Raw genomic sequence first — 26,609 nt, 5'->3', positions numbered from 1 at the left:
GGCGTTAAACGGCACCATCATGGTTGGTACCGAAAGCGAGCGCGATGGCGTGATCGCGCACGTCCCCGGGCCACGCAGCAACAAGATCGCGGAAGCGTTGCTGATCGTTCGCAAAAAGCACGCGCGCAGCCTCTTCGAAAAAGGGCATGTCTCCGGCCATCGCAGACATGAAATGGTAGGTACGCTCCTGCGCTCTGCGACGTCTGTCTTTCTCGCCGTGCGTTCGCTTGGCTTCATCGACCAGTTTTCGCAAAACTACGGAAGCACCGCCGGGCTGTGCAGTTAGCCATTCCCAGTGACGCGGCAGCAGAGTAACTTCGCGAGCTACTACGCCTAGCTTGGGACGCCCCCGCCCGCGACGTTGATCTACCGGCTCCCCAGTTTCGGGCGAGTTGATAGCGGCGTCGAATGGGTTGCCAGGTTGCGCCGACCCGGCACGATCATCGGCTTTAGCCGGGTGCGTGGCGAGACGCGCCAACATCTCGTGATCCGAACCTCTCGTATCGATGTCGATCGAACGCCCGGTTGTGTCATCGAAAATCAGGACGGGGCCGTGGGCCCCGGTCTCGACTGCCTGTTTAACCGCTAGGGCGACCGTTTCCAATGGACCCGACGCAATACGCCGATGACCGTCGAAGGATGTATATAGAGAGGGGAAATCGTGTGACATCGCGCGGATCTCGGATCGGGAACGGCCACCAATTTATACCCGGGTAAAAATGTTGTCAATAACACCCGGATAAAAATCCTGCGATTCGAGTCACTCGACCGTGCGCTCCGTGCGGTCGGGGTGATCGCGAGTGCGCTGCACAAACTCCGGCTTGTTGCGGCTTCTGGAAGCGGGAATAGCCGACAGTGAGCGTCGGTTTCTGCGCGTTGGAACGGCCGGTTTCGGGAAGTGCGTAAGGCAGAAACGGGTCGACATGAGTCCGTCGCTCCACACACGCTCAGGATTCGAAATTTTGCGATGCAACAAAGAACGCAAGCATCAGCCAGAAATGCGAATACCTTCCCCGCTTACGCGCATCAAAATGCAGCACGTTGCTGCGCCCGAATTCTTCCTGCTACCCGCGCGGCAAGGCTCCCAGGGTTCGGCGTCGGCTGCATCAAAACCCCAAGCGGAGCGGGCAGGCGGCGAGGGGACTGCATTTTCAGCAGGTCAGGACGAGTCCGGCCGTTCGCCAGCAGAGCCAGGCGACTTCCCCGCCAGGTCCTTCGGTCGACTGTCTGTCTGGAGGCATTTTTTTTGCTTTCATCGATAGTCGGAATCACCGGCGGATCGCTGGCGGGTCTATAACAGTATCGGCAGCCCGAGACGGACGTCTGTCCATCTGCGAGGCATGGAAGCGGCGAACTTTTGACGTTGGAGGTTTAGCGATTGCGACCGGACGAATCCATGCTTTGTCGTTTCGAATCCCGATTAGGCTGAGTATCGGAGGTGATCATGGAATGCGGATACCGTGGGTGGATCATCGATGCGACCCCGAATTTCTCCATTGGGAAATTTTTCGCCCATGCGAGGCTGGTCCACGCATCGACTGATGATGATGCTGCTGACTGTGAAATGCACATCGAGCGTAACCTTGCCTGGTGCGACACCGAGGAAGAGGCGACCGAAGTTGCCCAACAATGGGCATTTGAGTGGATCAATGAGCGCGACGGCAACGTCGCTAGCAGGCAGGGCGACACACTGACATCCTGAAGCAGTATCCCGGCCGAAACATCAGCCAAACGAAAAGCCTGATACGCCATGCCGGGATGGATTAATCGCACAACTAACAATGGCACCGGTTAATCCGAACGTTCGGCCCGTCCTGCCGGATGGGCCGCTTTTATCAACAATGGAGCGGCACCATTTCATACGTTCTGTGCTTCACACACCCGGTTACGGCCCGTTGATTTGGCTTCGTACAGGGCCGAATCAGCCATCTTCACCAGCACCGCTCCATCGTGAGCCGCGCGGTCCTGGGTCGTGACCACGCCGATGCTCACGGTCACGCGGCCATACCGGCTCTGGACATGTTCGATATCCAGGTCGTAGACCGCGTGCCGGATGGTTTCGGCCATTCCCATCGCGCCTGCCGGATCGGTATCGGGAAGGGTCACCACGAATTCCTCGCCACCATAGCGCGCCACCTCGTCGGCGGGGCGACGAACGCACAGGGCCAGACATTGAGCGATGATCCTTAACACTTCGTCGCCCGCCTGATGACCATAGTAGTCGTTGTATGCCTTGAACTGATCGATGTCGACGAACAGCAGTGAGAGTGGACGCCCCGTTCGGTGGGCCCGCTGCCATTCCTTCTGCAGCGTTTCATCGAAGGTGCCCCGGTTACAGAGTCCAGTGAGTGCGTCCGTACGCGCGAGACGCGTCAGTCTTGACTCGGCAAGCTGCCGCCGCTGGAGTTCCCGCGACAGTACCAACGAGCCGCCGACAATGATCGCACTGAATACGGCCATCAGGATCGCAAGCCGGCGGGCGCGCTGTTGCCATCCAGCGTAAATGTCCGCTTCCGCAGGTGCTACATCGACAATGAGTGGAAGCCCTGCCAGGCGCCTGTACACGTAGAGTCGGCGAATCCCGTCGATCGATGCAGTACCGGTGAATGCACCATCGTTCCTCGACATCGCCTGAATGAATACGGGAGCGTTCCGGATGTCGCGTCCGACTACGTTCCGGTCGTACGGTAATCGCGTGATCATGGTGCCGTTTGTCTCGACCACCGCAGCTGTTCCGTGCTCCCCCACGGACAGCCCGTCCAGTAAAGCGCGGAAATAGTCGATGCTCAATGTTCCGACCACGACCCCACCGAACGAGCCGTCCGCGCGCGTGATCCGGCGACTCAGCGCAATTGTGAGCGCCCCATCGCGCAGCCGTGAAGCGTAGGGTTTGCCGATGTAGAGGCCGGTGTTGCGGTGATCACGGTGGACGGTGAAATAGTCACGGTCAGCGAAGTTCCCCACGCGCGCGGGCATGAATCGGGAGTCAATGATGATGTCGCCGCGTTCATTCATCACGAAGATGGATCCCAGGTACTTGCCGGAGGCAGCCCGGTCGAACAACACTTCGCTCCGGATCTTCGGCGAAAGTGCCATGACCTGCGGATCAGCTACTCCGTCCACGGCCGCCTGTAACGAAAGATCGTAAAGTTCGACGTTGCGGGCAATGTCGCGCTCGATGACCAGCATCAGATTCCGCGCGTTCTCCTCGGCGTGTTCGTAGGCATCGTTACGTGACTCGTACAGGACCCACGCGCACAGCCCGCATGCGAACACTAGCAGCAGGACCCCGCATACGATTACACCAGACGGCGACAACGCCCGGGCGGCGGCCGACCGTACATATCGGAGCAGAAAAGGAGTCAACCGCAATCGCATGGAGCCTCTGGAAACAAATCATCCGCGCGTCCCAAAGGAATGTCGGCGCATTTCGGCGATGCCAGCGCGCGTTTTCGCCAAATCGGGTCGTTATTTTTCACGGCGCGCCATTATCGATGCAGCCCGGATTATCGCCGCCTTGCACCTGTCAGAATCATTACTTGAGTATTTTAGTAGCACGCCAACGGTCATTTATCGCAGCCTCGTGCCCGAGACGGGCCCCTGCGGTGTTCAGTCAGCAGCGACCGTTATGTCTAGGAAGTAGCCACGCGCCGGTTGACGCGGCGACGCGCTGGGTAGGGCCGCGGGGTTGCCGCGACCGCGTCCTAGTCCGCGAGCGCCTCCCGCACTTCGTCGAGGGCTGCCGGATGCGGTTCGAGCAGCCGCTCGAGCGGCGCGACGGCACGCTTCACGCGACTACGCGCACTGGTAGGGAGCGCTTCGCACGCATCCGCAATACTGCCGGGATGATGCTCGCCGAGAAAGCCGATGACAACGGCAGCCTGCTGCAGATCCTTGAGGGACTTCGTGCTGTCGTTCGTGCGCAACTGGGAGACGAGCAGCTTGTGCACGGCAAATCGGTTGGCATCGGGCACGCGTACCGGCACTGCACCGTGGCGCGAGAGCAGCACGCCGTTCTGTGAGGTCCCAAGGACGTAGGCGAGGTACGGAAGGCCAGCGGCGTGCGCGTTGAGTTCGGGTACTGGCCGGATTGTAAAACTCTCGTCGGCCGACGGCACAAGCAGGTCAACATGAAAACGCGACGCTCCCGCCTCCTTGAAGGACGTTGCTGGCGCCGATCGGTCAAGCCCTGGCACCTCGACAAACCGGATGCCCGTCTGCTTGAGGATTTCGAGAAGACCGCCGGCCGGGATATCGGAGAGCGCGAGCTGCTCGCGTCGCGCGATGTCGATGTCCTCGGTGTGATAGCTCGCGGCGCGGATGCCGAGCCGGTTCAGGATCACGCCGTACGCGTGCGAACCGACCAGCGTGCCGCCCGCGACGAACACGCCGTGGTTGAACAGTGCGCCGACCGTCGCATAGGTCTTCGCATCGGCCACACCGAAGTTGAGCTTGGCGAGTTCGCGCACCGTCTTGATCACCGCCTTGACCTCGTCGATACGGTCCTGCACCGACTGTTTCAGCGCATCCGCCTCTGGCGAGCCGACAGGCCCCGCGAGATACGCCTGCCGCTGTCGGCCGTCGCCATCCAGATACTGGCGCGCGTAGTACTCAGCCTCGCCTTTGCGGTGCTGGACGATGGTCCCGGGCGCGCCGATGAAAACCTTGTCCTGCATTTGCGCGACGCGTTCGAGGTCGGCGTACATCGCGTGCAGCGCGGTCTCGTGAAGGGTGTAGAGGGATCCGGTTGGCGAGGTGATCACGGTTTTCTCAGTAGTTTTTCATAAATCACTGAGAATGATACTCCATACCATGCAATCGGGTATCAGTAGTTTTTTAAAAACTACTGATGCCCGAACAGACCGTTCGTCGACTACCAACTGGTGGTATATGAACGCGTCCCGATTGCGCCAGTGTTTCGTGCGTTCCGACATTGACAGGATGGGTTGCAGCTGTATATCCGGCCTTGTTGCAGCCGATACTGTCGCTGCGGGCCCCGATGAAATCCGCTGACTCACGCCTCATTGCGGGTACGAGCTCGAAGCTCGGCAACCAGTTCAAGTTTAGTGAGTCCCGGTCCGACCTGTCTTGTCATCTCACGCGATTGCCAACGCAACTTTTCGACATCCACCCTGTGTTAAACGTTAATCCTCTACGTTTCGGCCGCCGCTCAGACGGGCTTCATGCTCACGTACCCTTTTTCATACGATCGGTCATGAGCGAGCACCGCCCAGATCGTCCGTGCCATCTTGTTCGCCAAAGCAGTCACCACCACGTTTGGTGGTCGCCGTTTTTTCATCTGCTCAACCCACGGACCAGGGTCCTTCGCGCGTCAGCACGGCCCGCGCGCCGTGGATCAGTAGCGTGCGCAGGTAGGTGTCGCCCCTCTTGCTGATCCCGTGCAGGTTCACCTTGCCGCCCGAACCGGTCTGCTTCGGCACAATTCCGACCCAGGCCGCAAACTCACGCCCCGATCTGAACGCCTTCGGATCTCCGATCATCGCGACCGCAGCCGTCGCCGTCAGCAGGCCCACGCCCGGAATCTCGATGATCGCCTTCACTGCCTTGTCTTCCTTCTTCCACTCGCGCAACCGCCTCTCGATCGTCGCGATTTCTTCGTCCAACTTTTCAATCCGCGTCCACTGTTCGCGTAGCGTATCAATCAGCACCTTCGGCAGACACTCTTCGACACGCATGAGCGCATCGGGAATTGCTTTGCCCAGCGCACTGCGGCCTTTGCCCATCGCTTCGCCGAACTCGGCCAGCATCCCGCGCAGGCCGTTGATCTGCATCGTGCGGAACTTCACCAGTTGCTCTCGCTGCCGGTGCATCATCAGCACCGCCTGTTGCATCTCCGTCTTTACCGCCACCGCCTTGCACGGCTGCTGTACTGCCAGCCAGATTGCCTTCGCGTCTGCCGCATCGCTCTTGTTGCGAATGTTGAATGCCTTCACGAACTGCGCGGGCATCAGCCTGACCTCGTGGCCCATCTTCGTCAGTTGCCGAGCCCAGTGATGCGCACTGCCGCATGCTTCCATGCCAATCAGGCACGGCGCGCAATTCGCGAAGTGCTCGAGAAACTGAGCGCGTTTGATCGGCCTGTTCATGATCTCACCTGTCTGCGCGTCGACGTAGTGCACCTGCGCGTCGACGTAGTGCACCTGAAACACATTCTTCGCAATGTCGATTCCAACTGGCGTAGCATTCATCTGTGGATCCTCCGGTTGCTGGGAAATGCGTGCATTTTCCACTTGGGCACATCGATGCCGTTGGCCCGTGAGGATCCACCTTACTTCGCTTTCGTTCACGGGTGGGACGCGTTCATTTCATTGCGGGTTTTTTCCAGCTGGCGGAATCGGTTGAAAGGCCCCCGGGCTTGGGTTCTACCCGCCTGGCACGAATCGGCTAGAATCCCGATGCTTTGAAGGTCGAAATGGCCGAAAGTCAATCGTGGCAAGAGATTCCAACGAAATTGAGCGTCGGAGAGTTTCGAGCAATTTGTCTGGCCTCATCTGAGCAAGGGCCGTCGCGGACCAGCGCGAAAGCTCAGCGCGCATGCGATTTTCAACTACATCCTGAAGGCGCTCTATCTCGGCTGCCAGTGGAAGGAGTTGCCCATCGAGAAGGATTGGCACGGCCGTCCCGAGATCGATTACACACGCATTTATCGCGCCTTCCGGCGCTGGGAATCGGACGGATGCCTTGATGCCATTTTCGAGGCTTCGGTGTTCAGGCTTCATGGCGATCACCGCCTGGACACGCGCATCATCCATGGCGATGGCACCACAACCGCCGCGAAGAAAGGCGGCGACAATCTCGGCTTCAGCGGCCACAAGAAGCTCAAGGGCTGCAAGGTGGTTGCCCTGTGTGACCGGAATTGCAACGTCATCGCGCCGTTCGTCAGAGCACCGGGCAATCGCAATGAATCACCGCTGTTACGAGAAGCGCTGCCGCGCCTCACGAGCATCGCCCGTGCGGTGGGGCTGGATCTGCGGGGCACGGTCATGAGCCTGGATGGCGTGTACGATTGCCGGCCCAACCGCAAAGCCATTTTCAATCGCGGCATGGTGCCTAACATCAACCCTAATTCGCGCGGCAGAAAAGGACCGAAGCGCGGGCGCAAGCCGCTGTTCGATCCGGCCATCTTTAAAGAACGGTTCAGGACAATCGAGCGGGTGTTCGCGTGGGAAGATAAGTTCCGGCGCCTGCTGCTGCGCTTCGAGCGACTCAGCCACCTGCACTACGCATTGAAAACCCTCGCGTACACGATGATCAATATTCGGCACTACTGCCGAAGCTGATCACTTGCTTCGAGACCTTTGTTTCATCGCCGGCCATCGCGCCGTGGTCACGCTCGCCCGCAAGATGCCGATACCTTCGCACAACGACACACATGGTCGCATCGCACGCCTGGCCGCCGCGATTCCTTCCCATCCCATGGGCTTGTCCAACCGCGCTGCGCCGAGCCTGCTCGAAGCGCGCAACCAGTTGATAGTCTGCCACTGTGTTTTAAATCTCATCAAGGCGACGCCGCCAACCTTCATCGCCGCTCCAATTACCGGACAAGGTGCAATGTGAAACCTATTCCTTGCTCTGCGGACTTCTCACGGGCGTCGTGACCGATTTCAGACCGATGCCTTTCGAGAACATCAGCATTTGCTCGGCAATGTAGCAGGAACCGTTGTCACTGAGCCATTCGATTTCGCTGTCAGCCTTCAGTGCACCGGCGAAGCGGTTCTCGACGGCCTGCAGCATGACGTCGCGCACCAGGTCGCCGGTATAGCCTCCGGTGGTCGCGGCGACGCAGACGGTCAATCCGTTCATGACCGCTTCCTGAAGTGTGCCCAAACTGTGCCGTAGTTTCTCGGTATGCCCCGAGAAGCTGCTGAATGCCGTGACAATCTCAATGCTGACCGGCGCGAGACTGTTCGTTAAAAATCAAATACTTATCTTGCTTTCGTAAATCCGGCTTCGGATCCGGCATCCGGATAGAACGGGCGCGCCGTCGGCGACCGTGCGTGACTGGCCTCCGGCCGCGTAACGGAGCCTTCACTGTCCCGCGGCTAATGAGCGTCCACCGGCAGCACACGCGACGCACCTTGCGCGCTCACGCCCACGCCGCGAGCCGGCGCGCCATTCGCCACGAAGTAGGGCACGTCTGCCCGCGTCAGCGGCTTTTGTCCACGGATCCGGTCGGCGATTTTCTCGGCGAGCATGATTGTCGGCGCATTGAGATTGCCCGTGGTGATGCGCGGCATGATCGAGGCATCCACGACACGCAGGCCCTCGATGCCATGCACGCGACCCTCGCCATCCACGACGGCCATGTCGTCATACCCCATCGCGCATGAACAGGACGGGTGATAGGCCGTCTCGGCACGTGCACGCACGAATGCGTCGATTTCGCCGTCGGTCTGAAGTTCAGCGCCGGGGTTGAGTTCGCGTCCGCGAAAACGATCGAGGGCGGGTTGGCGGATGATCTCGCGTGTGATGTGGATCGCGTCGCGGAACTCGCGCCAGTCGAGCGCTTCGGCCATATAGTTGAAGAGGATCGACGGATGCTCGTGCGGATTGCGCGAGTGCAGCTTCACCCGGCCGCGGCTGGGTGAGCGCATCGAACCGACATGCGCCTGAAAGCCGTGCATCCTGATCGCGTTGGTGCCGTTGTAGTTGATCGCGACCGGCAGGAAGTGATACTGGATGTTGGGCCATGGATCGTCATCGCGCGTGCGGATAAAGCCGCCTGCCTCGAAGTGATTGCTCGCGCCGATGCCGGTGCCCTTCAGCATCCATTCGAGCCCGATAGCCGGCTGGTTGCGCAGCAGCAGGGCCGGGTACAACGAGACCGGTTCCCTGCATTCGTACTGCATGTACACCTCGAGATGGTCCTGCAGGTTCTGGCCGACACCAGGCAGATCGAGCACGATGGGGATGTCGAGTTCGCGCAACCATGCCCCAGGCCCGACGCCCGAGCGTTGCAGGATCTGCGGCGAGGCGATCGCGCCGCCGCAAAGCAGGACTTCGCGTCGCGCGTGGGCGGTGAGCTGGGCGCCGCCTTGCAGGTAGGCGACGCCGTTGGCGCGCTTTCCCGAGAACAGGATGCGATCGGTTGTCGCGTGGGTGACGATGGTCAGGTTGGGGCGCTGCCGTGCCTGGTCGAGGTAGCCGCGCGCGGTGCTCGCGCGGCGGCCGTTTGCCGTGACGGTGCGGTCCATCGGACCGAAGCCTTCCTGCTGGTAGCCGTTCAGGTCGTTGGTGCGCGGGTAGCCGGCTTGCACGCCTGCTTCGACCATTGCACCGAACAGCGGATTCACGCCTGGCTTGCTGGTGGTCACATGGACGGGGCCCTCCCCGCCGTGATAGTCGTTCGGACCGACGTCGCGCGTCTCGGCTTTCCTGAAGTACGGCAGACAATCGAGGTAGCTCCAGTCTTCCAGACCCTTGCGCTCGGCCCAGCCGTCGTAATCGAGCGCGTTGCCGCGGATGTAGCACATGCCGTTGATCAGCGACGAGCCGCCAAGACCCTTGCCGCGCCCGCACTCCATGCGCCGGTTGTTCATGTGCGGTTCCGGTTCGGTTTCATAGGCCCAGTTATAGCGCCGACCCTGCAACGGATACGCGAGCGCGGCGGGCATCTGCGTACGGAAATCGAACCGGTAGTCGGGGCCGCCTGCTTCGAGCAGCAGCGCTGTAACGTCCGGGTCTTCGGTCAGGCGTGTGGCGAGCACGTTGCCCGCCGAACCCGCGCCGATGACGATGTAGTCATACTCTTTCTGTGCGGCCATGCTGTGCTCTCCTGAACCCGTCAAAACACCGGCTGATACTTGCCCAGTTCGACCTGGATGGACTTGATGCGCGTGTAGTGCTCAAGCGTCGTGATGCCGTTCTCGCGGCCGACACCCGACTGCTTGTAGCCGCCCACCGGCATTTCAGCCGACGATTCGCCCCACGTATTGATCCAGCAGATGCCGGCTTCGAGACGATGAATCACGCGATGCGCGCGCGAAAGGTTCTCCGTGACGACGCCGGCCGCTAGGCCATAGACCGTATCGTTGGCGCGGGCGACCACTTCGTCTTCGTCGTTGAACGTCAGAAGACTCATCACCGGGCCGAAGATTTCTTCCCGGACGATCTTCATGTCGTCACGGCAATCGGCGAAGACCGTCGGCTGCACGTACTGGCCGCGCGCGTAGTCTCCATCGACGATCCGCGCGCCGCCTGTCACCAGCCGGGCGCCTTGCTGTCTGCCGCTTTCGATGTAACCGAGCACCTTGTCGAGCTGCGCGGCGCTGGCGAGTGGGCCGAAGTTTGTCGCATCATCGGATGGCTTGCCGATGCGGATCCGCTTCACGCGTTCGACGATGCGTGCTTCGAACTCCCGCTGTACCGATTGATGGACGAAGACGCGCGTGCCATTGGTACACACCTGGCCCGCGCTGAAGAAATTCGCGGTGACAGCGATGTCGGCGGCGCGATCGAGGTCCGCGTCTTCGAAAACGATGAGTGGGGACTTGCCGCCCAGTTCCATCGTCACCTCCTTGAGCGTCGAACCGCCCGCGAGCGACATCACTTTCTTGCCGGTTTCAACGCCACCGGTAAACGAAATCTTTGCGATGCCGTCGTGGGCCGCGAGCATGGCGCCCACGCGTCCGTCGCCCTGCACGACGTTGAACACGCCAGGCGGTACGCCGGCTTCAACGTAGATTTCCGCCAGCTTCGAGGCGGACAGCGGTGTCACTTCGCTCGGCTTGAAGATCATTGCGTTGCCGGTAGCGAGCGCGGGGGCGGATTTCCAGCACGCAATCTGGATCGGGTAATTCCATGCGCCGATGCCCGCCGTGACGCCGAGCGGCTCGCGCCGCGTATAGACAAACGACTCGACACGCAGCGGAATCTGCTGACCTTCGATGGCCGTCGCGAGCCCGGCGTAGTACTCGATGACGTCTGCGCCCGTCACGATATCCACTGCGCGTGTTTCCGCAATCGGCTTGCCGGTGTCGTGCATTTCGAGTTCCGCAAGCGCGTCGTTGCGTTCGCGCAGCAACTCGACCGCACGGCGCAGGATACGGGAGCGCTGCATCGCGGTCATCGCGGCCCAGGTACGCTGGCCTTCGCGGGCCGACTGCACGGCACGGTCGATATCGGCCGCGCTCGCCTGCTGCACGGTTGCGAGCTTTTCGCCGGTGGCGGGATCGAAGGTATCGAAGGTTTCGCCGCTGGTGGCGTCGACGTACTCACCGCCGATATAGAGACGTTGCAGACCGTAAGAGGGCATCGTGGATTCTCCGTGAATGCTTTTTGCTGAGAGACGTGGGCGCCGTGCTTTAAGCTGGTTGCGCCAGCAGCATGTCGATGTAATCGTTGGCGAGACGCAATGCGGCGCGCGTATCGAACGGATCGCCGGACAGTGCGCCGCGCAGCCAGAGTCCGTCGATCATCGCGGCGAGGCCGCTTGCGGCCCTGCGCGCCGCACTGCGCGGTAAGGTCCTGGCGAATTCCGCGCACAGGTTCGAATAGAGCCGCCGCGTATTGACGCGTTGCAGGCGGCGCAGCGCCGGCTCATGCATGCTCTGGGTCCAGAACGCAAGCCACGTCTTCATGACCGGCCCGCTCACCTGCGTCACATCGAAATTCGCCGCGACGATGGCCCGCAACCGCGCGCGCGGCTGCGGCTTCGCGGCGATCCGGCGGCGCGTCGTGGCGGTCCATAGATCCCGCAGGATATGGCGCATCGTGGCTTCGAGCAGGCCGTCCTTGTCGCCGAAATAGTGACTGACGATGCCCGTCGAAATGTTCGCGCGCTGCGCCACCGATGCCAGCGTGGTGCCCGCAAGGCCCGCCTGATCGATGGTAAGCAGGGTGGCGTCGATCAGTTGCGCGCGACGCACTTCGCGCATTCCAAGCTTGGGCATGGCGTAGGGGGCGAGTCGCCTACCGTTTGACCAGAAGTCGCCAGCTTAGCGGTTTTTTATTGAACGTTCAATCAACAAAAACTGCGTTACGTCCCGCTTTGTCGGTTTGGGGAAAGCGCGTGTCGGGTTTTGCACGATTGCCGCAGGGCATCAGGGACTACGCTCGAACGAGCGGCATTCGCCGAATGTCGCGACCAAAGACGTCATCAGACGAACATGGAGACGAAACAATGAGCGGTAATCGTGGTGTCGTGTATCTGGGGCAGGGCAAGGTCGAGGTCCAGCGGATCGACTATCCGAAAATGGTCGATCCACGTGGCCGCGCCATCGGCCATGGCGTGATCCTCAAGGTTGTGTCGACCAATATCTGCGGCTCCGACCAGCATATGGTGCGCGGCCGCACCACGGCCGAAGTCGGCCTCGTGCTCGGCCATGAAATTACCGGCGAGGTGATCGAGGTGGGCCGCGACGTCGAGACGCTGAAGATCGGCGATCTGGTTTCCGTACCCTTCAACGTGGCATGCGGGCGCTGCCAGACCTGCAAGGAGCAGCACACGGGGGTGTGCCTGAATGTGAACCCGGCGCGTGCGGGCGGCGCGTATGGATATGTCGACATGGGCGGCTGGATCGGCGGCCAGGCCGAATATGTCCTCGTGCCGTATGCCGACTTCAACCTGCTGAAATTCCCGGATCGCGACCGCGCGATGGAGAAGATCCGCGACCTCACGTGTCTGTCCGATATCCTGCCGACCGGTTATCACGGCGCAGTGATGGCGGGTGTGAAGCCAGGCTCGACGGTTTATATCGCCGGCGCGGGACCGGTCGGGATGGCGGCGGCCGCATCGGCGCGTCTTCTGGGCGCCGCCTGCACGATCGTCGGCGACATGAATGCGGACCGTCTGGCGCATGCGCGTGCGGTGGGCTTCGAAACCGTCGACCTGTCACGCGATGCTTCGCTTGGCGAGCAGATCGCGCAGATTCTCGGCAAGCCGGAAGTGGACTGTGCGGTCGACTGTGTCGGTTTCGAGGCGCACGGCCACGGCAGCCATGGCAGCCAGGAAGAAGCGCCCGCGACGGTGCTCAACTCGTTGATGGATATCACGAAGGTGGCCGGCGCAATCGGCATTCCGGGCCTGTACGTCACGGACGATCCGGGTGCCGCCGACGCCGCCGCGCGCAAGGGCAGTCTCAGCATCCGCTTCGGCCTGGGCTGGGCGAAGTCGCACTCGTTCCACACGGGACAGACGCCAGTAATGAAGTACAACCGCAACCTGATGCAGGCGATCCTGTGGGACCGCCTGCCGATCGCCGAGATCGTGAACGTGTCGGTGATCTCGCTGGATCAGGCCGCCGATGGTTATCGGCAATTCGACGGCGGCGCACCGCGCAAGTTCGTCATCGATCCGCACGGGTTGCTGCAAAAGGCCGCTTGATGCGGTGCGGGCCGCCGTCGCGCAGCGTTGCGCTGACGGCGGTCCGGTGCTTGCGCCTATCGGGCCGCCAGTGGGCAACCATCACGTAACCCTCGGGCAACCATCGCCTAGCCGCATGCGCCGATTTCTCCGCATGCGGTGCAGAAGTCGCAGCCGTCTTTTCTAATGACCGCATTTGCTCCGCACGTGTCGCATTTCCGGCCCAGCATCGTCGGCGCCACCGCCGGTGCGGCATGTTCCTGCAAAGACCCGTCGTCGCCTGCATCATTCGGCCGCGAGGATGTTCGGCCCGCCTCCGTCATCAGCCCGCGAGGCAGCCGGGCCAGCAGGCGCGACGGCACCTGGTTGCCTTCGGAATCGAGAAAGCCGCGCCGGTGGAGGATCTGCTGGATCGCGTAACTCAATGCCGCGACTTCGGAATCATGCCAGCGCGGCGTGCGATGGCCGTCAAGCCGCTGTACCTCGCCGAGCCTCACCTGGCCACGATCCCACGACACCTTGCGCAGATCCTGCAGATTGCGTGCGACGAAACCGCCACGCGCGGCGAGTGACAGCGAACGCATGGTGGCGGTGATCCATTGCTGGGATTCGTCGCGTTGCCCGGCGGGAATAAAGAATTCGATTGGCCGCTCGATCGTGACTTCCTTGCCGCCCACGCGCCCGGTGACCTCGATGAACGACACGGCGACGTACAGCGACTTCTTGCCCGCCTGCGTGAGATATTCGACCTTTTCGATGATCGCCGGCAGTTCGCCCCTGGGGCGATGATCGATGGCGACCCTCAACGGGTCGAGATCACCCGCGCCGAGCGATTCGTCGGGCTCAGCAGGGGAAACGCTTAGCACCGCGCCTAGCGTATCGTTGGGCCGGTAGGTCGCGAGGCCCTTCAGGCCTCTTTTCCATGCGTCGAAATACAGGCCTTCGAAATCCGCAAACGGATAATCGGCGGGGACGTTAACCGTCTTCGAAATCGAGGTATCGACGAAGGGCTGCACGGCCGCCATCATTTCCAGATGGTCGCGTGCGGACATTTCCAGCGCGCTGACGAAGTAACCGGGCAGGGCATCGATATTGCCGCCCAGTTCCCGATAGAGACGCCACGCGTGATCTTCGACGGCGAACGACTGGCGGCTGCCGTCCGCCATGATCTTCATCCGCGTATAGGTCCAGGAAAACGCCGGCTCGATGCCGTTCGAAGCATTGTCCGCGAACGCGAGGCTCACGGTGCCGGTCGGCGCGATCGACAGCAGATGGCTGTTACGGATGCCGTGACGACGAATCGCATCCTTGATGTCGTCGGGCAGGCGCGATGCGAACGTGCCTTCTTCCAGATAGCCGGCCGCGTCGAAGTGCGGGAATGCGCCACGCTCACGCGCGAGTTCGACCGACGCGCGATACGCCTCGTCGCGCATCAGGCGCGCGACACGCGCGGCGAAATCGCGGCCTTCCTGCCCGTCATAGCGAAGGCCCAGCATGACGAGCGTGTCGCCAAGACCGGTCAGGCCGACGCCAATGCGTCGCTTGGCGGCGGCTTCGTCAAGTTGTTCGGTCAACGGCCAGAGCGTGACGTCCAGCACATCGTCGAGAAAGCGCACCTGCGTGCGTGTGCGCGCTGCAAGTCCGTCCCAGTCGAACGAGGGCTTGCCGCCGTGCATCTGCGCAAAGGGATCGAGGACAAAGCGCGTGAGGTTGAGCGGCCCCAGGTTGCAGCATCCATAGGCCGGCAGCGGTTGTTCGCCGCACGGGTTGGTCGCGCGTATGGTTTCGATCGCGCGCAGGTTGTTGTCCTCGTTCATCCGCGACACGAAGACGACACCTGGCTCCGCGACGTCGTAGGTCGAGCGCATGATCGTGTCCCAGATGGCGCGAGCCGGCTTCTCGACGTAGATCCAGTAGCCATCCTCGCGTTGCCGCAGATCTCCGGCGGCCCGCAGGGCGGGCGAGGGCTCGGCACGATGCACGAGCTGCCATGGTTGATCCTGTTCGACCGCACGCATGAATTCGTCGCTGACCGCGACCGAGACGTTGAAGTTATTCCAGCGCCCCTTCGAATGCTTCGCCTCGATGAATTCGAGCAGGTCTGGGTGGTCGCAGTCGAGCACCGCCATCTGCGCACCGCGTCGCGCGCCCGCGCTTTCCACCGTGCGGCACGACGCGTCGAAGACGTCGATATAGCTGCAAGGTCCGGATGCCGACGAACTGGTAGTGTGAACGCGCGCGCCCTTCGGACGGATGGCGGAGAAGTTGTAGCCGACTCCGCCGCCGCGCCGCATCGTCTCAGCGGCCTGCAGCAGCGCGACATAGATGCCCGGCAGGCCGGCTTCATCGACGCCCTGGATCGAGTCGCCGACGGGTTGAACGAAGCAGTTGATCAGCGTGGCCGCGATGCCGCTGCCGGCCGCGCTCATGATGCGGCCCGCACCGAGCGCGCCATGCTGAAAGTTCTCAAAGAAGCGTGCCTCAATTGTCTCGCGCAACGCCTCAGGCTCCGCCATCGCCACGCCGCGGGCGACGCGTCGATAGACATCGTCGACGGTCTGCTCGTCGCCTTTGGCGTACTTCTCGAGCATCACCTCGGTGGAGAATTGCTGCGGAGCAATCGATAGCTTCGGATCGTTTTCGGCCATGGCCCATCCCGAACGGCATGTGCACGCATGATGCAATGCGGCGTTTCAAGCGGATTGGTACTGGCCAGCGCGCAACGCGCGAGGACACGGTACCGCGATTCATCTCACGGTACCGCACACAGCCGATCGCCGCAATGGCAGCGATCAAGGGCGCGATGAAAGGGAAAAAGCCGGGGATCAGGCGGTCACGGCGAGGCCCGGGTGCAACGCGGGCGTCAGGGTATGGGCGAGCGGCGCAACCTGCTTGCGGCGTTCGCGGGTCGGCGCCGTGCCGAACGCATCGCGATAGCTCTTGCTGAAATGACACGCTGACTGGAAGCCGCACGCCATGGTGATGTGCATGATGGACATGTCCGTTTGCAGCAAAAGCTCACGGGCGCGCCGCAGACGCAGCGTCAGGTAGTAGTGCGTCGGCGTCATGCCGAGATGTTCGCGGAAAAGGCGCTGCAACTGGCGTTGCGACATGCCGGCCAGTCGCGCGAGCTCTTCGCGCGACAGCGGCTCCTCGATGTTGTTCTCCATCAGCGAGATGACTTCGAACAGCGACTTGTTCGCCGAGCCCAGCCGCGCGACGAGCGGCATGCGCTGCTGTGCGCTGTTGTCGCGCACGTGCTCGACGATAAACTGTTCGGCGATCTGCGTCACGCGCGCAGTGCCGACGCGCGAAGCAATCAGGTTGAGCATCATGTCGAGCGGCGCGACGCCGCCGGTGCAGGTCACGCGGTCGCGGTCGATCACGAACAGCTCTTTCAGGAAGCGCGTGTCGGGAAACTCCTCCTTGAGCGCCGACATGTTTTCCCAATGGATCGCGCATGCGTAGCCCGCCAGCAGACCGGACTTCGCCAGCGCATACGTACCGGTGCACAGGCTGCCCAGCGCGACGCCTGTGCGCGCGAAGCGGCGCAGCGTCGACAGATGGGCGGGCGTGGTTTCGCGTTGTACGTCAATGCCGCCGCACACGAACACGATGTCGGGCTGCCCGACGCATTCGGCCGGACCCGTGTCGACGCTGAGTCCGTTGCTTGCCGTGACGAGGCCGCCATCCGGGCTGATGATCGACCACCGGTAAAGCGGTTGCCCGCTCAGGTAGTTCGCCATGCGCAGCACCTCGATAGCGTTCGTGAACGCGATCATCGTGAAGTTGGGCAGCGGCATGAACGCGAAGTGCGACAGCGACGCGGTACGGTCGGGCGACATGGGGCTGATGTTTCCTTCGACTCTGTAGTGTTGCAGCTGTCTTGAAGTATCGGGGGGACGGGCTGTTTATTCTGGGATCGAGGCAACAAGCATGCCATACGGCTAAACCCCAGGCTCGCGCCTCGGTGATCGCCTCAAAGCTCCGTCTGCCGCACCTTGCCTGTGCGTGTCAGGCACTAACGGCGGGCGTGACGCGCACGTATGCAGTGCGGTTGTGCTGCGCCGCAGCACGCGCAGAAAAATGATGTGCAGCTCCCGTCACAGGCTGTCCGTTAGCCGTTGAACGGGTGTTTGGCACGGTCGTGCGCCATAACCTGCACTTGTCCAAAACGGACTTGAATGGCGGAAAAGGTAAAGAACGCGTCTGAATTCGTAAATTGGCGTTTGGGGCGAGGGAGAAGAATAGAGCCGTCGGTAACCGCTGCCGGCAGGCCGTTCAAGGCAACGCAAAAGGCCCGCCCCGCGCGCATGCAACGCTTTCCATGACCAACGGATTTCTCATGTCGAACGCCACTCCCTTCTTCACTCAGACTCTCGCCGAACGCGATGCGCCGGTGCGCAGTGCGCTTCTCAAGGAACTCGAACGTCAACAGTCGCAGGTCGAGCTGATCGCGTCGGAAAACATCGTGTCGCGCGCGGTGCTGGAAGCGCAGGGCTCGGTGCTGACCAACAAATACGCGGAAGGTTACCCCGGAAAGCGTTACTACGGCGGTTGCGAATTCGCCGACCAGATCGAATCGCTGGCAATCGATCGCATCAAGCAGCTTTTCAAGGCCGGCTATGCGAACGTCCAGCCGCACTCGGGAGCCCAGGCCAACGGTGCGGTGATGCTCGCGTTGACGAAGCCGGGCGACACGGTGCTGGGCATGTCGCTGGACGCAGGCGGCCACCTCACGCACGGTGCGAAACCGGCGCTGTCGGGCAAGTGGTTCAACGCGGTTCAGTACGGCGTGGATCGCGAAACGCTGCGCATCGACTACGACCAGATCGAAGCACTCGCGCATGAGCACAAACCGGCTCTGATCATCGCCGGTTTCTCCGCTTACCCGCGTGTCCTCGATTTCGCGCGCTTCCGCGCCATTGCCGATAGCGTGGGCGCGAAGCTGATGGTCGATATGGCGCACATCGCCGGGGTGATCGCGGCGGGGCGTCATCCGAATCCTGTCGAACATGCGCATGTCGTGACATCGACGACGCACAAGACGTTGCGCGGCCCGCGCGGCGGCTTCGTGCTGACCAACCACGAAGACATCGCGAAGAAGATCAACTCGGCAGTGTTCCCGGGGCTGCAAGGCGGTCCGTTGATGCACGTGATCGCCGGCAAGGCGGTCGCATTCGGCGAGGCGCTTCAGGACAACTTCAAGAGCTATATCGACAACGTGCTGGCCAACGCACAGGCGCTCGGCGAGGTGCTGAAGGCGGGCGGCGTCGATCTCGTCACGGGCGGCACGGATAACCACCTGCTGCTGGTCGATCTGCGACCGAAGGGCCTGAAGGGCACGCAGGTCGAGCATGCGCTGGAGCGCGCCGGCATCACCTGCAACAAGAACGGGATTCCGTTCGACACCGAGAAGCCGACCGTCACGTCGGGGATTCGCCTCGGCACGCCGGCCGGCACAACGCGCGGCTTTGGCGTCGGCGAGTTCCGCGAGGTGGGCCGTCTGATCCTCGAAGTGTTCGACGCGCTGCGCCACCACCCGGACGGGGATGCGGCCACCGAACAGCGCGTGCGCCGCGAGATTTTCGCGCTGTGCGAGCGCTTTCCGATTTACTGATTCGCCCAATCGCCGAACGTTGCGCGCAGCTATAGCGACCCCACACGCCAGAACCCTATACGGAGCATCGAATGAGCAATCTGCATGAGAACAGCATCATCATCGACGGCCTGAACATTTCGAAATTTGACCGCTCGGTGTTCGAGGACATGAGGAAGGGCGGCATCACCGCGGCGAACTGTACGGTGTCGGTGTGGGAGAGCTTTACGAAGACCGTCGACAACATCGCGTTGATGAAGCAGCAGATCCGCGCAAACAGCGAGCTGCTAACGCTCGTGCGCACCACCGAAGACATTGCGCGTGCGAAGAAGGAAAACCGCACCGGCGTGATTCTGGGTTTTCAGAACGCGCATGCCTTCGAGGACAACCTCGGCTACATCGAAGCCTTCGCCGACATGGGCGTGCGCGTCGTGCAGCTTTGCTACAACACGCAGAACCTCGTTGGCACCGGTTGCTACGAGCGCGACGGCGGGCTGTCGGATTTCGGCCGCGAAGTGATCACCGAAATGAACCGGGTTGGGATCATGGTGGATCTGTCGCACGTTGGCGGCAATACGTCGTCGGAGGCGATCGCGTTCTCGAAGAAACCGGTCTGCTATTCGCATTGCCTGCCGTCGGGTCTCAAGGAGCATCCGCGCAACAAGTCCGATGAACAACTGAAGGAAATCGCCGATGCCGGCGGCTTCATCGGCGTAACGATGTTCGCGCCGTTCCTCAAGCGCGGTATCGATGCGACGGTGGAAGACTACATCGAAGCCATCGACTATGTCGTCAATCTGGTCGGCGAGGATACGGTGGGCATCGGCACCGATTTCACGCAGGGCTACAGTGTGGACTTCTTCGACTGGCTCACGCACGACAAGGGCCGCTATCGCCGTCTGACGAACTTCGGCAAGGTCGTGAACCCGGAAGGCATCCGCACGATCGGCGAGTTCCCGAACCTGACCTCGGCGATGGAGCGCGCCGGCTGGAGCGAGACGCGCATCCGCAAGATCATGGGCGAAAACTGGGTGCGCGTGTTCCGCGATGTCTGGGGCGCATAAGCACCGAAGCTCGATCTTCATTCATTGAAACGCGACGGGCGCCGTGATGAGCGCCCGCACGAACCGAAACTCACCCCACGGAGCACCCTCGCGATGCAACCGCAACTGCCGATCGACGTCGATCCGAACACTGGCGTCTGGACCTCCGACGCACTGCCGATGCTGTACGTCCCCCGTCATTTCTTCACGAACAATCATACGGCTGTCGAAGAAGCGCTCGGGCGTGACGCCTACGCGGAGATTCTCTACAAGGCTGGTTACAAGTCGGCGTATCACTGGTGCGACAAGGAAGCAAAGCAGCACGGTATCAGCGGCATGGCGGTATTCGAGCATTACCTGAAGCGTCTTTCGCAACGCGGCTGGGGCATTTTTACGATTATCGAAGCCGATCCGGGGAGCGCGCGTGCGCGTGTCGAACTGCGTCACTCGTCGTTTGTCCTCGCGCAGCCGGGCAAACACGGCAAACTTTGCTACATGTTCGCGGGCTGGTTCGCCGGCGCGATGGACTGGGTGAACGACACGACCGAAGCCGGCAAGGGCGCACCGCGCTCGCAGTCGAAGGAAATTCAATGCGCAGCGGAAGGTCACGACCATTGTGTGTTCGAAGTGTCGCCAGTCGCTCAATAAACCAGGCCTAACCGTACACCGTCCGAGGTCGTCCGCGATGCGTTATCCGAATCTGTTCAAACCCTTGACGCTGAACAAGCTCACGTTGCGCAACCGCATCGTCAGCACGGCGCATGCCGAGGTTTATGCCGAACCGGGCGGTCTGCCGGGCGACCGCTATATCCGTTACTACGAGGAAAAGGCCAAGGGAGGTGTGGGGCTTGCCGTGTGCGGCGGCTCGAGCCCGGTGTCGATCGACAGTCCGCAGGGATGGTGGAAGTCGGTGAATCTGTCGACGGACCGGATCGTCGATCCGCTTGGGCGGCTGGCAGAAGCCATGCATCGTCACGGCGCGAAGATCATGATCCAGGCGACGCACATGGGCCGCCGCTCGGCGTTCCATGGCGAGCACTGGCCGCATCTGATGACGCCGTCCGGTGTGCGCGAACCGGTACACCGCGGCAACGCGAAGATCATCGAGGTCGAGGAAATCCGCCGCATCATCAGCGATTTCGCGGCAGCGGCGAAACGCGTGCAACAGGCCGGCATGGACGGCATCGAGATTTCCGCCGCGCACCAGCATTTGATCGATCAGTTCTGGAGCCCACGCACGAACTTTCGCACTGACGAATGGGGCGGCTCGCTCGAGAACCGTCTGCGCTTTGGCGTGGAAGTGCTCAAGGCCGTGCGTGAAGCGGTCGGCCCGGATTTCTGCGTCGGCCTGCGCATGTGCGGCGATGAATTTCACGAAGATGGTCTGGATCACGAGCAGTTGAAGGAGATCGCGCAGGCGATGTCCGAATCCGGCCTGATCGATTACCTCGGTGTGATCGGCTCCGGCGCGGACACGCACAATACGCTCGCGAACTGCATGCCGCCTATGGCATTGCCGCCTGAACCGTTCGTGCATCTGGCGGCAGGCATCAAATCGGTTGTCAAGGTACCGGTGATGCATGCGCAAAGTATCCGCGATGCAGGGCAAGCCGAACGTCTGCTCGCCAATGGCATGGTCGACCTCGTCGGCATGACGCGTGCGCAGATCGCCGACCCGCACATGGTCATCAAGATCCGCGACGGCCGCGAAGATGAAATCAAACAATGCGTCGGCGCCAACTATTGCATCGACCGCCAGTACAACGGCCTCGATGTGCTGTGCGTGCAGAACGCCGCCACTTCGCGCGAAGCGACGATGCCGCACGTGATCGAGAAGACACGCGGGCCGCGCCGCAAGGTGGTGGTCGTCGGCGCGGGTCCTGCTGGTCTGGAAGCGGCACGCGTCGCGCGCTCGCGCGGCCACGAGGTCGTGCTGTTCGAAAAGGCCGACGCTGTTGGCGGCCAGATCATGCTCGCGGCGAAAGCGCCGCAGCGTGAGCAGATGGCGGGCATCGTCCGCTGGTTCGATATGGAAACGAAGCGCCTTGGCGTGGATCGGCGTCTTGGCGTTGAAGCCGACGAGAAGATGATTCTCGCGGAAAAGCCGGACATCATCGTGCTGGCAACGGGCGGCTCGAGCTTCACGCAACAGGTGCCGGCATGGGGCGTCGACGAAGGGCTCGCCGTCAGTTCATGGGACATCCTCGCCGGTCGCGTCGAGCCAAAGCAGAACGTGCTGGTTTATGACGGCGTCAGCACGCATGCGGGCGCCGGCGTAGCGGACTTCATCTCCAGCCGCGGCTCGAAGGTCGAAATCGTCACGCCGGATGTGAAAGTGGCCGACGACGTCGGCGGTACGACATTCCCGATCTTCTATCGACGCCTCTATGCGCAGGGCGTGATTCACACGCCGAACTACTGGCTCGATCGCGTCTACGAAGAGGATGGCAAGAAGATCGCCGTGCTGCGCAACGAATACACCGAGGAACAGGAAGAGCGGGCGGTCGATCAGGTGGTGATCGAAAACGGCAGCACGCCCAACGACGCGTTGTACTGGAAGCTCAAGCCGGAATCGGTGAACCGCGGCCAGGTCGATGTGCACAAGCTGTTCGCTGCGGAGCCGCAGCCGTCGCTGTCCGAGGAACTGGGCAACGGCCGCTTCCTGCTGTTCCGTGTTGGCGACTGCATCTCGATGCATAACATTCACGGCGCGATCTACGACGCGCTGCGTCTTTGCAAGGACTTTTGACGATGAGCCCGGCGTTTCTCATCACCGCATTGCTGTGGGTATCGGTCGCCGGTCTTGCGTTCGCCCTCGCGCGCCGGGCGTCGTACTGGCGGCTCGGCCGTGCGACCGCAGCGGGCGCGTTCGGCTGGACCAACCTGCTGACCATCCCGAAGCGCTATTTCGTGGATCTGCACCACGTCGTGGCCCGCGATCCGTACATTGCGAAGACGCACGTTGCGACAGCGGGCGGTGCAATCGCGGCGTTCGCCTTCGTGTTCATCAACTACGGACTGGCGATCTATTCGCCCTGGCTCGATCGCGCGATTTTTCTTGCCGCGCTGGTGATGCTGGTGGGCGCGGTGTTTGTCTGGCGTCGCCGGCATGGCGCCAAGGCGGTGCCTGCAAGACTGTCGCGTGGTCCGTGGGATACGTTGCCGTGGCTGCTCGGTTCGTTTGCTGTCGGCCTGTTGCTGTTCGTGCTGGTGCCGGCGTCGGCGATGTCGGGTGGACTCGCCGTCATCTTTGCCGTCCTGATCGCCGTGGGCGCATTCGCGATGACGGTAGGCGCGGCACGTGGCGGTCCGATGAAGCACGCGCTTGCCGGCTTGCTGCATCTCGCATTTCATCCGCGTCAGGAGCGGTTTGCGGGCAATGGCGATGTGCGCGCCGCCGATGCCATACCGCCCACCGCACTCAAGACGCCCGCACTCGATCAGAACGAATACGGTGTCGGCAAGCCCGTCGAGTTTCGCTGGAACCAGTTGCTGAGCTTCGATGCCTGCGTGCAGTGCGGCAAGTGCGAAGCAGCGTGTCCCGCGTTCGCCGCCGGGCAGCCGCTCAATCCGAAGAAGCTGATTCAGGATCTCGTCACCGGGATGGTCGGCGGCACCGATGCCGCGTATGCCGGCAGTCCCACGCCGGGCCTTCCCGTGGGGCAGCATGGCGGCGATCCGCAACGCCCGATCGTATCGAGCCTGATCGAGGCAGACACGCTCTGGTCGTGCACGACGTGCCGGGCCTGCGTTGAGGAGTGCCCGATGCTGATCGAACATGTCGATGCAATCGTCGATATGCGCCGCAATCAGACGCTCGTGCATGGCATGGTGCCGGGCAAAGGCCCTGAAGTGCTGGCGAATCTGCGCGAAACCGGCACTGCCGGAGGCTACGACAAGACCGCCCGCTACGACTGGGCCGTCGATCTGAACGCGCCGGTCGCACAGCCGGGCAAGCCTGTCGACGTGCTTCTTGTCGTCGGCGAAGGCGCTTTCGACATGCGCTATCAACGCACCTTGCGCGCGCTGGTCAAAGTGCTGAACAAGGCCGGCGTCGACTACGCCGTGCTCGGCGGCATCGAGACGGATACGGGCGACGTGGCCCGCCGCCTGGGGGACGAAGCCACATTCCAGCGCCTTGCGAAGCAGTTGAAAGGCACGCTTTCTACCCTCTCGTTCAGGCGCATCGTGACGGCGGACCCGCACGTGATGCACAGCCTGCGCAACGAATATTGCGCACTGGGCGGACGTTTCGACGTGCTGCATCACACGACGTTTGTCGCGGAGCTCGTCGCGGCGGGCAAGGTGACGCCGAAGGCGAACGAAGCCATGCGTGAGCAGAAGATCACCTATCACGATCCCTGCTACCTGGGCCGCTACAACGGCGAGACGGAAGCGCCGCGCAAGCTGCTGCGTTCGATCGGCATCCAGATCGTCGAAATGGAACGCCATGGCAAGCGTGGCCGTTGCTGCGGCGGCGGTGGCGGCGCGCCGCTGACCGATATTCCCGGCAAGCAGCGCATCCCGGACATCCGCATCAACGACGCCCGCGCGATCGGTGCCGATGTGGTCGCCGTGGGTTGCCCGAATTGCACGGCGATGCTGGAAGGCGTCGTGGGACCGCGTCCGGAAGTGCTCGATGTGGCCGAACTCGTTGCAGCCGCGCTGGAGTGAAGCAATGAACACGATCAAACGTATCGATCCGCGCCGGCCTTACACGATCACAGCCGCGGGCCTGCGGCGCATCACGCTGGGCGCTGTGGCTGAAGCCGGTGCGATGACGGGCGGCGACGCGCCGCGCGCCGTGCACGGCGGCGCAGCGAAGCCGCGTCGTACGACGCTGACTGCCACGCGCACGATCCTCGTCGCCGCGCACAGCGATCGCGGCTCGCTCGACGAACATGCACGCCAGACGATCGCGGCTGCCGCGTTGATCGCCGACGCGCATACGCAGGTCGCGTTGCTCGTCTTTGGCGAGATGAAAGACGACGCCGCGGCGCTAGGCGCTGACAGGCTGATCGAGTTGCCCGCCTTCGATCGCCGGGTGTTTGCGCCCGAAAGCGAATTGCAGACGCTGTCCGCCTGTGTCGCACAGATCGCACCGGCACACATCCTCCTGCCCGACAACGCGACCGGTGATGGCGATCTCGGCCGCCGCTATGCCGCGTACGCCGGTGCGAGCGTGGCGACGCATGTGGTGGAGATCGACCCGGCGCGTGTCAGCGTGTACATCCACGCCAGGAAGTCGTTTGCAACCCGGGCGTTGCCGGACCTGATACTGCTCGCGCCGGGCGCTGTGGACACGCGTTTGCCGTTCACAGGCGCGGGAGAGCGTATCGAATTGCCCGGTACGGCTGCGGACCACGCGCACGGCTCCACGTATGTGGACCTCGGCATTGAAGAGATCGACGCGGCCCAGGTCGCGCTCGAAGAAGCCGATTTCATTGTCTCCGCCGGCAACGGCGTGACCGACGTCGGCGCGTTCGAGCGTCTGGCAGGGGCTTTCGGTGCGGCGATCGGTGCAAGCCGTGTGGCGGTCGATAACGGCATGTTCACGCGTGACAAGCAGATCGGTGCGACCGGCAAGACCGTCGAGGCGAGCGTCTATATCGCATTTGGCATTTCAGGCGCGGTTCAGCATCTGCAAGGCATCAAGGATTGTCGTCACGTGATCGCGGTGAATCTGGACGGCAGCGCGCCCATCGTCAAGCGCGCGAACCTGACGATCATCGCGGATACGCAGGCGACGATCTCGTCGCTGATCGACGAGGTCGCGCGTGCACGCTCGCCGGATTCGCGGGCCGTGGCGCCCGCGGTTACGACCGCTGTCGAAGGAGTCGCAGCATGAACAGAAAGCTCGAACGGATTGCCGTGCTGGTTTCGGTGGGGCGTCACCCGGTGAGCGGCGTCGCGCGCTATAGCCGCAATGACGCTGCTGCGCTCGAAACCGGCCTCGCACTGGCAAAGGAACACGGCGCCACGCTCGACGTGCTGCATGCAGGCGACCCCACGAATCCCGCGCTCGAGGATTATCTGGCGCTGGGCGCTCCCCGTGTCGAGGTGCTCATGTGCCGCACCGATGGTGACGCTGCCGCGACGCTTGCAGTCCGCGTCCAGGGGTACGACCTCGTTTTGACCGGTACCTGTGCCGAAGGGGCCTACGACAGCGGCATGCTCCCCTATCAGATTGCCGACGCGCTCGGCTTACCGCTGCTCGGGTCGGCTGTCGATGCGGCTGTCGCCGGCGGCAAGGTGACGGTGCGGCAGTTCCTGCCGAAGGGCGTGCGCCGCCGGGCGCAGGCTTCGTTGCCCGCCGTGGTGGCCGTGCACCCGCTGGCGGCCGTGACGCCGCACTATGCCTACGCGCGCCTGCGCGCCGGCTCCATCGATACGCAACACGTCGCGCCGCGCGAACACGCCGATGCGGCGCAATGGACCGTAGCTGCGGCCCAGCGCAAGCCGGTCCGGCTCGCCGCCGCCGAGAAGCGTTCTGGCCACGCGCGGATGCTGTCCGCAACGACCACCGAGAGCCGTGGCGGAAGCGTCGTAATTGAAGGGACTTCGGTCGAAAAAGCACAAGTGATACTCGGCTATTTGCGCGAGCATCAACTCATCGATTACTGATTTTGCGCCGAACATAACG

Annotated in this window: 19 protein-coding genes and 2 pseudogenes; 11 read left to right on the top strand and 10 right to left on the bottom strand. The window is 62.5% G+C overall.

The window, feature by feature from the left end; genetic code table 11:
* Positions 1 to 4: 4 nt before the first annotated feature.
* Complete coding sequence (locus tag B0G77_RS23545; protein ID WP_133664501.1) at positions 5 to 670, bottom strand: DUF2239 family protein; 666 nt, start codon at positions 668 to 670, stop codon at positions 5 to 7.
* 774 nt (positions 671 to 1,444) lie between these two features.
* Between B0G77_RS23545 and B0G77_RS23540 the strand changes: the two genes are divergently transcribed.
* On the top strand, positions 1,445 to 1,702 hold the full coding sequence (locus tag B0G77_RS23540) for a hypothetical protein (RefSeq protein ID WP_133664500.1): 258 nt from the start codon (positions 1,445 to 1,447) through the stop codon (positions 1,700 to 1,702).
* Between the two features lie 155 nt (positions 1,703 to 1,857).
* On the opposite strand, the gene B0G77_RS23535 is transcribed toward B0G77_RS23540, so the two are convergent.
* The 3 genes and pseudogenes from B0G77_RS23535 to B0G77_RS23525 form a co-directional block, all read right to left on the bottom strand.
* Positions 1,858 to 3,378, bottom strand: coding sequence for a sensor domain-containing diguanylate cyclase (locus tag B0G77_RS23535; RefSeq protein WP_133664499.1), 1,521 nt, complete (start codon positions 3,376 to 3,378; stop codon positions 1,858 to 1,860).
* 326 nt (positions 3,379 to 3,704) lie between these two features.
* Positions 3,705 to 4,763 (bottom strand): GSU2403 family nucleotidyltransferase fold protein, encoded by a 1,059-nt coding sequence (locus B0G77_RS23530; RefSeq protein WP_243751182.1) that lies wholly within the window; start codon positions 4,761 to 4,763, stop codon positions 3,705 to 3,707.
* A 407-nt stretch (positions 4,764 to 5,170) separates the two neighbouring features.
* Positions 5,171 to 6,209 (bottom strand): annotated as a pseudogene (locus tag B0G77_RS23525) (IS110 family transposase).
* Between the two features lie 402 nt (positions 6,210 to 6,611).
* Between B0G77_RS23525 and B0G77_RS43865 the strand changes: the two are divergent.
* Positions 6,612 to 7,301, top strand: coding sequence for a transposase (locus B0G77_RS43865; protein ID WP_243751181.1), 690 nt, complete (start codon positions 6,612 to 6,614; stop codon positions 7,299 to 7,301).
* Positions 7,302 to 7,344: 43 nt separating this feature from the next.
* A complete protein-coding gene (locus tag B0G77_RS23515) occupies positions 7,345 to 7,578 on the top strand; it encodes a hypothetical protein (RefSeq protein WP_133664498.1) in 234 nt (77 codons plus the stop codon).
* A 12-nt stretch (positions 7,579 to 7,590) separates the two neighbouring features.
* On the opposite strand, the pseudogene B0G77_RS23510 reads toward B0G77_RS23515, so the two are convergent.
* From B0G77_RS23510 to betI, 4 genes and pseudogenes are all read right to left on the bottom strand, one after another.
* Positions 7,591 to 7,800, bottom strand: a pseudogene (locus B0G77_RS23510) (IS3 family transposase); the annotation flags it as partial.
* A gap of 263 nt (positions 7,801 to 8,063) precedes the next feature.
* Positions 8,064 to 9,785 carry a choline dehydrogenase gene (gene betA, locus B0G77_RS23505; RefSeq protein WP_133664496.1) on the bottom strand — a complete coding sequence of 574 codons (1,722 nt, stop codon included), beginning with the start codon at positions 9,783 to 9,785 and terminating at the stop codon, positions 8,064 to 8,066.
* Between the two features lie 20 nt (positions 9,786 to 9,805).
* Entirely contained in the window at positions 9,806 to 11,275 is a 1,470-nt protein-coding gene (betB, locus tag B0G77_RS23500; protein WP_133664495.1) for a betaine-aldehyde dehydrogenase, read from the bottom strand.
* Positions 11,276 to 11,324: 49 nt separating this feature from the next.
* Positions 11,325 to 11,912 carry a transcriptional regulator BetI gene (gene betI, locus B0G77_RS23495; RefSeq protein ID WP_133664494.1) on the bottom strand — a complete coding sequence of 196 codons (588 nt, stop codon included), beginning with the start codon at positions 11,910 to 11,912 and terminating at the stop codon, positions 11,325 to 11,327.
* Positions 11,913 to 12,142: 230 nt separating this feature from the next.
* Between betI and fdhA the strand changes: the two genes are divergently transcribed.
* Positions 12,143 to 13,345, top strand: a complete 1,203-nt coding sequence (gene fdhA / locus B0G77_RS23490) for a formaldehyde dehydrogenase, glutathione-independent (RefSeq protein WP_133664493.1) — start codon at positions 12,143 to 12,145, stop codon at positions 13,343 to 13,345.
* A 107-nt stretch (positions 13,346 to 13,452) separates the two neighbouring features.
* Here the strand turns inward: fdhA and B0G77_RS23485 are convergent, their stop codons facing one another.
* Both B0G77_RS23485 and B0G77_RS23480 read right to left on the bottom strand, forming a co-directional pair.
* Positions 13,453 to 15,972, bottom strand: a complete 2,520-nt coding sequence (locus B0G77_RS23485) for an adenosylcobalamin-dependent ribonucleoside-diphosphate reductase (RefSeq protein ID WP_133664492.1) — start codon at positions 15,970 to 15,972, stop codon at positions 13,453 to 13,455.
* 177 nt (positions 15,973 to 16,149) lie between these two features.
* Positions 16,150 to 17,205, bottom strand: a complete 1,056-nt coding sequence (locus B0G77_RS23480) for a GlxA family transcriptional regulator (RefSeq protein WP_243751383.1) — start codon at positions 17,203 to 17,205, stop codon at positions 16,150 to 16,152.
* Positions 17,206 to 17,669: 464 nt separating this feature from the next.
* On the opposite strand from B0G77_RS23480, the gene B0G77_RS23470 reads away from it, so the two are divergent.
* The 7 genes from B0G77_RS23470 (at position 17,670) to B0G77_RS23440 (ending at position 26,590) form a co-directional block, all read left to right on the top strand.
* On the top strand, positions 17,670 to 18,944 hold the full coding sequence (locus B0G77_RS23470) for a serine hydroxymethyltransferase (protein ID WP_133664489.1): 1,275 nt from the start codon (positions 17,670 to 17,672) through the stop codon (positions 18,942 to 18,944).
* A gap of 71 nt (positions 18,945 to 19,015) precedes the next feature.
* A complete protein-coding gene (locus B0G77_RS23465) occupies positions 19,016 to 19,987 on the top strand; it encodes a dipeptidase (protein ID WP_133664488.1) in 972 nt (323 codons plus the stop codon).
* Positions 19,988 to 20,080: 93 nt separating this feature from the next.
* Positions 20,081 to 20,614, top strand: coding sequence for a DUF5943 domain-containing protein (locus tag B0G77_RS23460; RefSeq protein WP_133664487.1), 534 nt, complete (start codon positions 20,081 to 20,083; stop codon positions 20,612 to 20,614).
* A 37-nt stretch (positions 20,615 to 20,651) separates the two neighbouring features.
* Complete coding sequence (locus B0G77_RS23455) at positions 20,652 to 22,715, top strand: NADH:flavin oxidoreductase (protein ID WP_133664486.1); 2,064 nt, start codon at positions 20,652 to 20,654, stop codon at positions 22,713 to 22,715.
* Positions 22,716 to 22,717: 2 nt separating this feature from the next.
* Positions 22,718 to 24,640: a (Fe-S)-binding protein gene (locus tag B0G77_RS23450; RefSeq protein WP_133664485.1), complete on the top strand. Its 1,923-nt coding sequence runs from the start codon at positions 22,718 to 22,720 to the stop codon at positions 24,638 to 24,640.
* Between the two features lie 4 nt (positions 24,641 to 24,644).
* Positions 24,645 to 25,814 (top strand): electron transfer flavoprotein subunit alpha/FixB family protein, encoded by a 1,170-nt coding sequence (locus B0G77_RS23445; RefSeq protein ID WP_133664484.1) that lies wholly within the window; start codon positions 24,645 to 24,647, stop codon positions 25,812 to 25,814.
* Positions 25,811 to 26,590 carry an electron transfer flavoprotein subunit beta/FixA family protein gene (locus tag B0G77_RS23440; protein WP_133664483.1) on the top strand — a complete coding sequence of 260 codons (780 nt, stop codon included), beginning with the start codon at positions 25,811 to 25,813 and terminating at the stop codon, positions 26,588 to 26,590. Before B0G77_RS23445 ends, B0G77_RS23440 begins: the two co-directional genes overlap by 4 nt.
* Positions 26,591 to 26,609: the final 19 nt, after the last annotated feature.

The sequence above is a fragment of the Paraburkholderia sp. BL10I2N1 genome (genome assembly GCF_004361815.1).
Classification (GTDB): Bacteria; Pseudomonadota; Gammaproteobacteria; order Burkholderiales; family Burkholderiaceae; genus Paraburkholderia.
This window is presented reverse-complemented; position numbering and strand designations above follow the sequence as displayed.

Coding starts and splice junctions, on each gene's coding strand:
- B0G77_RS23535 (WP_133664499.1), bottom strand. CDS start 3,378: ATGCGATTGCGGTTGACTCCTTTTCTGCTCCGATATGTACGGTCGGCC.
- B0G77_RS23540 (WP_133664500.1), top strand. CDS start 1,445: ATGGAATGCGGATACCGTGGGTGGATCATCGATGCGACCCCGAATTTC.
- fdhA (WP_133664493.1), top strand. CDS start 12,143: ATGAGCGGTAATCGTGGTGTCGTGTATCTGGGGCAGGGCAAGGTCGAG.
- B0G77_RS23470 (WP_133664489.1), top strand. CDS start 17,670: ATGTCGAACGCCACTCCCTTCTTCACTCAGACTCTCGCCGAACGCGAT.
- betA (WP_133664496.1), bottom strand. CDS start 9,785: ATGGCCGCACAGAAAGAGTATGACTACATCGTCATCGGCGCGGGTTCG.
- B0G77_RS23445 (WP_133664484.1), top strand. CDS start 24,645: ATGAACACGATCAAACGTATCGATCCGCGCCGGCCTTACACGATCACA.
- betI (WP_133664494.1), bottom strand. CDS start 11,912: ATGCCCAAGCTTGGAATGCGCGAAGTGCGTCGCGCGCAACTGATCGAC.
- B0G77_RS23460 (WP_133664487.1), top strand. CDS start 20,081: ATGCAACCGCAACTGCCGATCGACGTCGATCCGAACACTGGCGTCTGG.
- betB (WP_133664495.1), bottom strand. CDS start 11,275: ATGCCCTCTTACGGTCTGCAACGTCTCTATATCGGCGGTGAGTACGTC.
- B0G77_RS23545 (WP_133664501.1), bottom strand. CDS start 670: ATGTCACACGATTTCCCCTCTCTATATACATCCTTCGACGGTCATCGG.
- B0G77_RS23465 (WP_133664488.1), top strand. CDS start 19,016: ATGAGCAATCTGCATGAGAACAGCATCATCATCGACGGCCTGAACATT.
- B0G77_RS23450 (WP_133664485.1), top strand. CDS start 22,718: ATGAGCCCGGCGTTTCTCATCACCGCATTGCTGTGGGTATCGGTCGCC.
- B0G77_RS23455 (WP_133664486.1), top strand. CDS start 20,652: ATGCGTTATCCGAATCTGTTCAAACCCTTGACGCTGAACAAGCTCACG.
- B0G77_RS23485 (WP_133664492.1), bottom strand. CDS start 15,972: ATGGCCGAAAACGATCCGAAGCTATCGATTGCTCCGCAGCAATTCTCC.
- B0G77_RS23440 (WP_133664483.1), top strand. CDS start 25,811: ATGAACAGAAAGCTCGAACGGATTGCCGTGCTGGTTTCGGTGGGGCGT.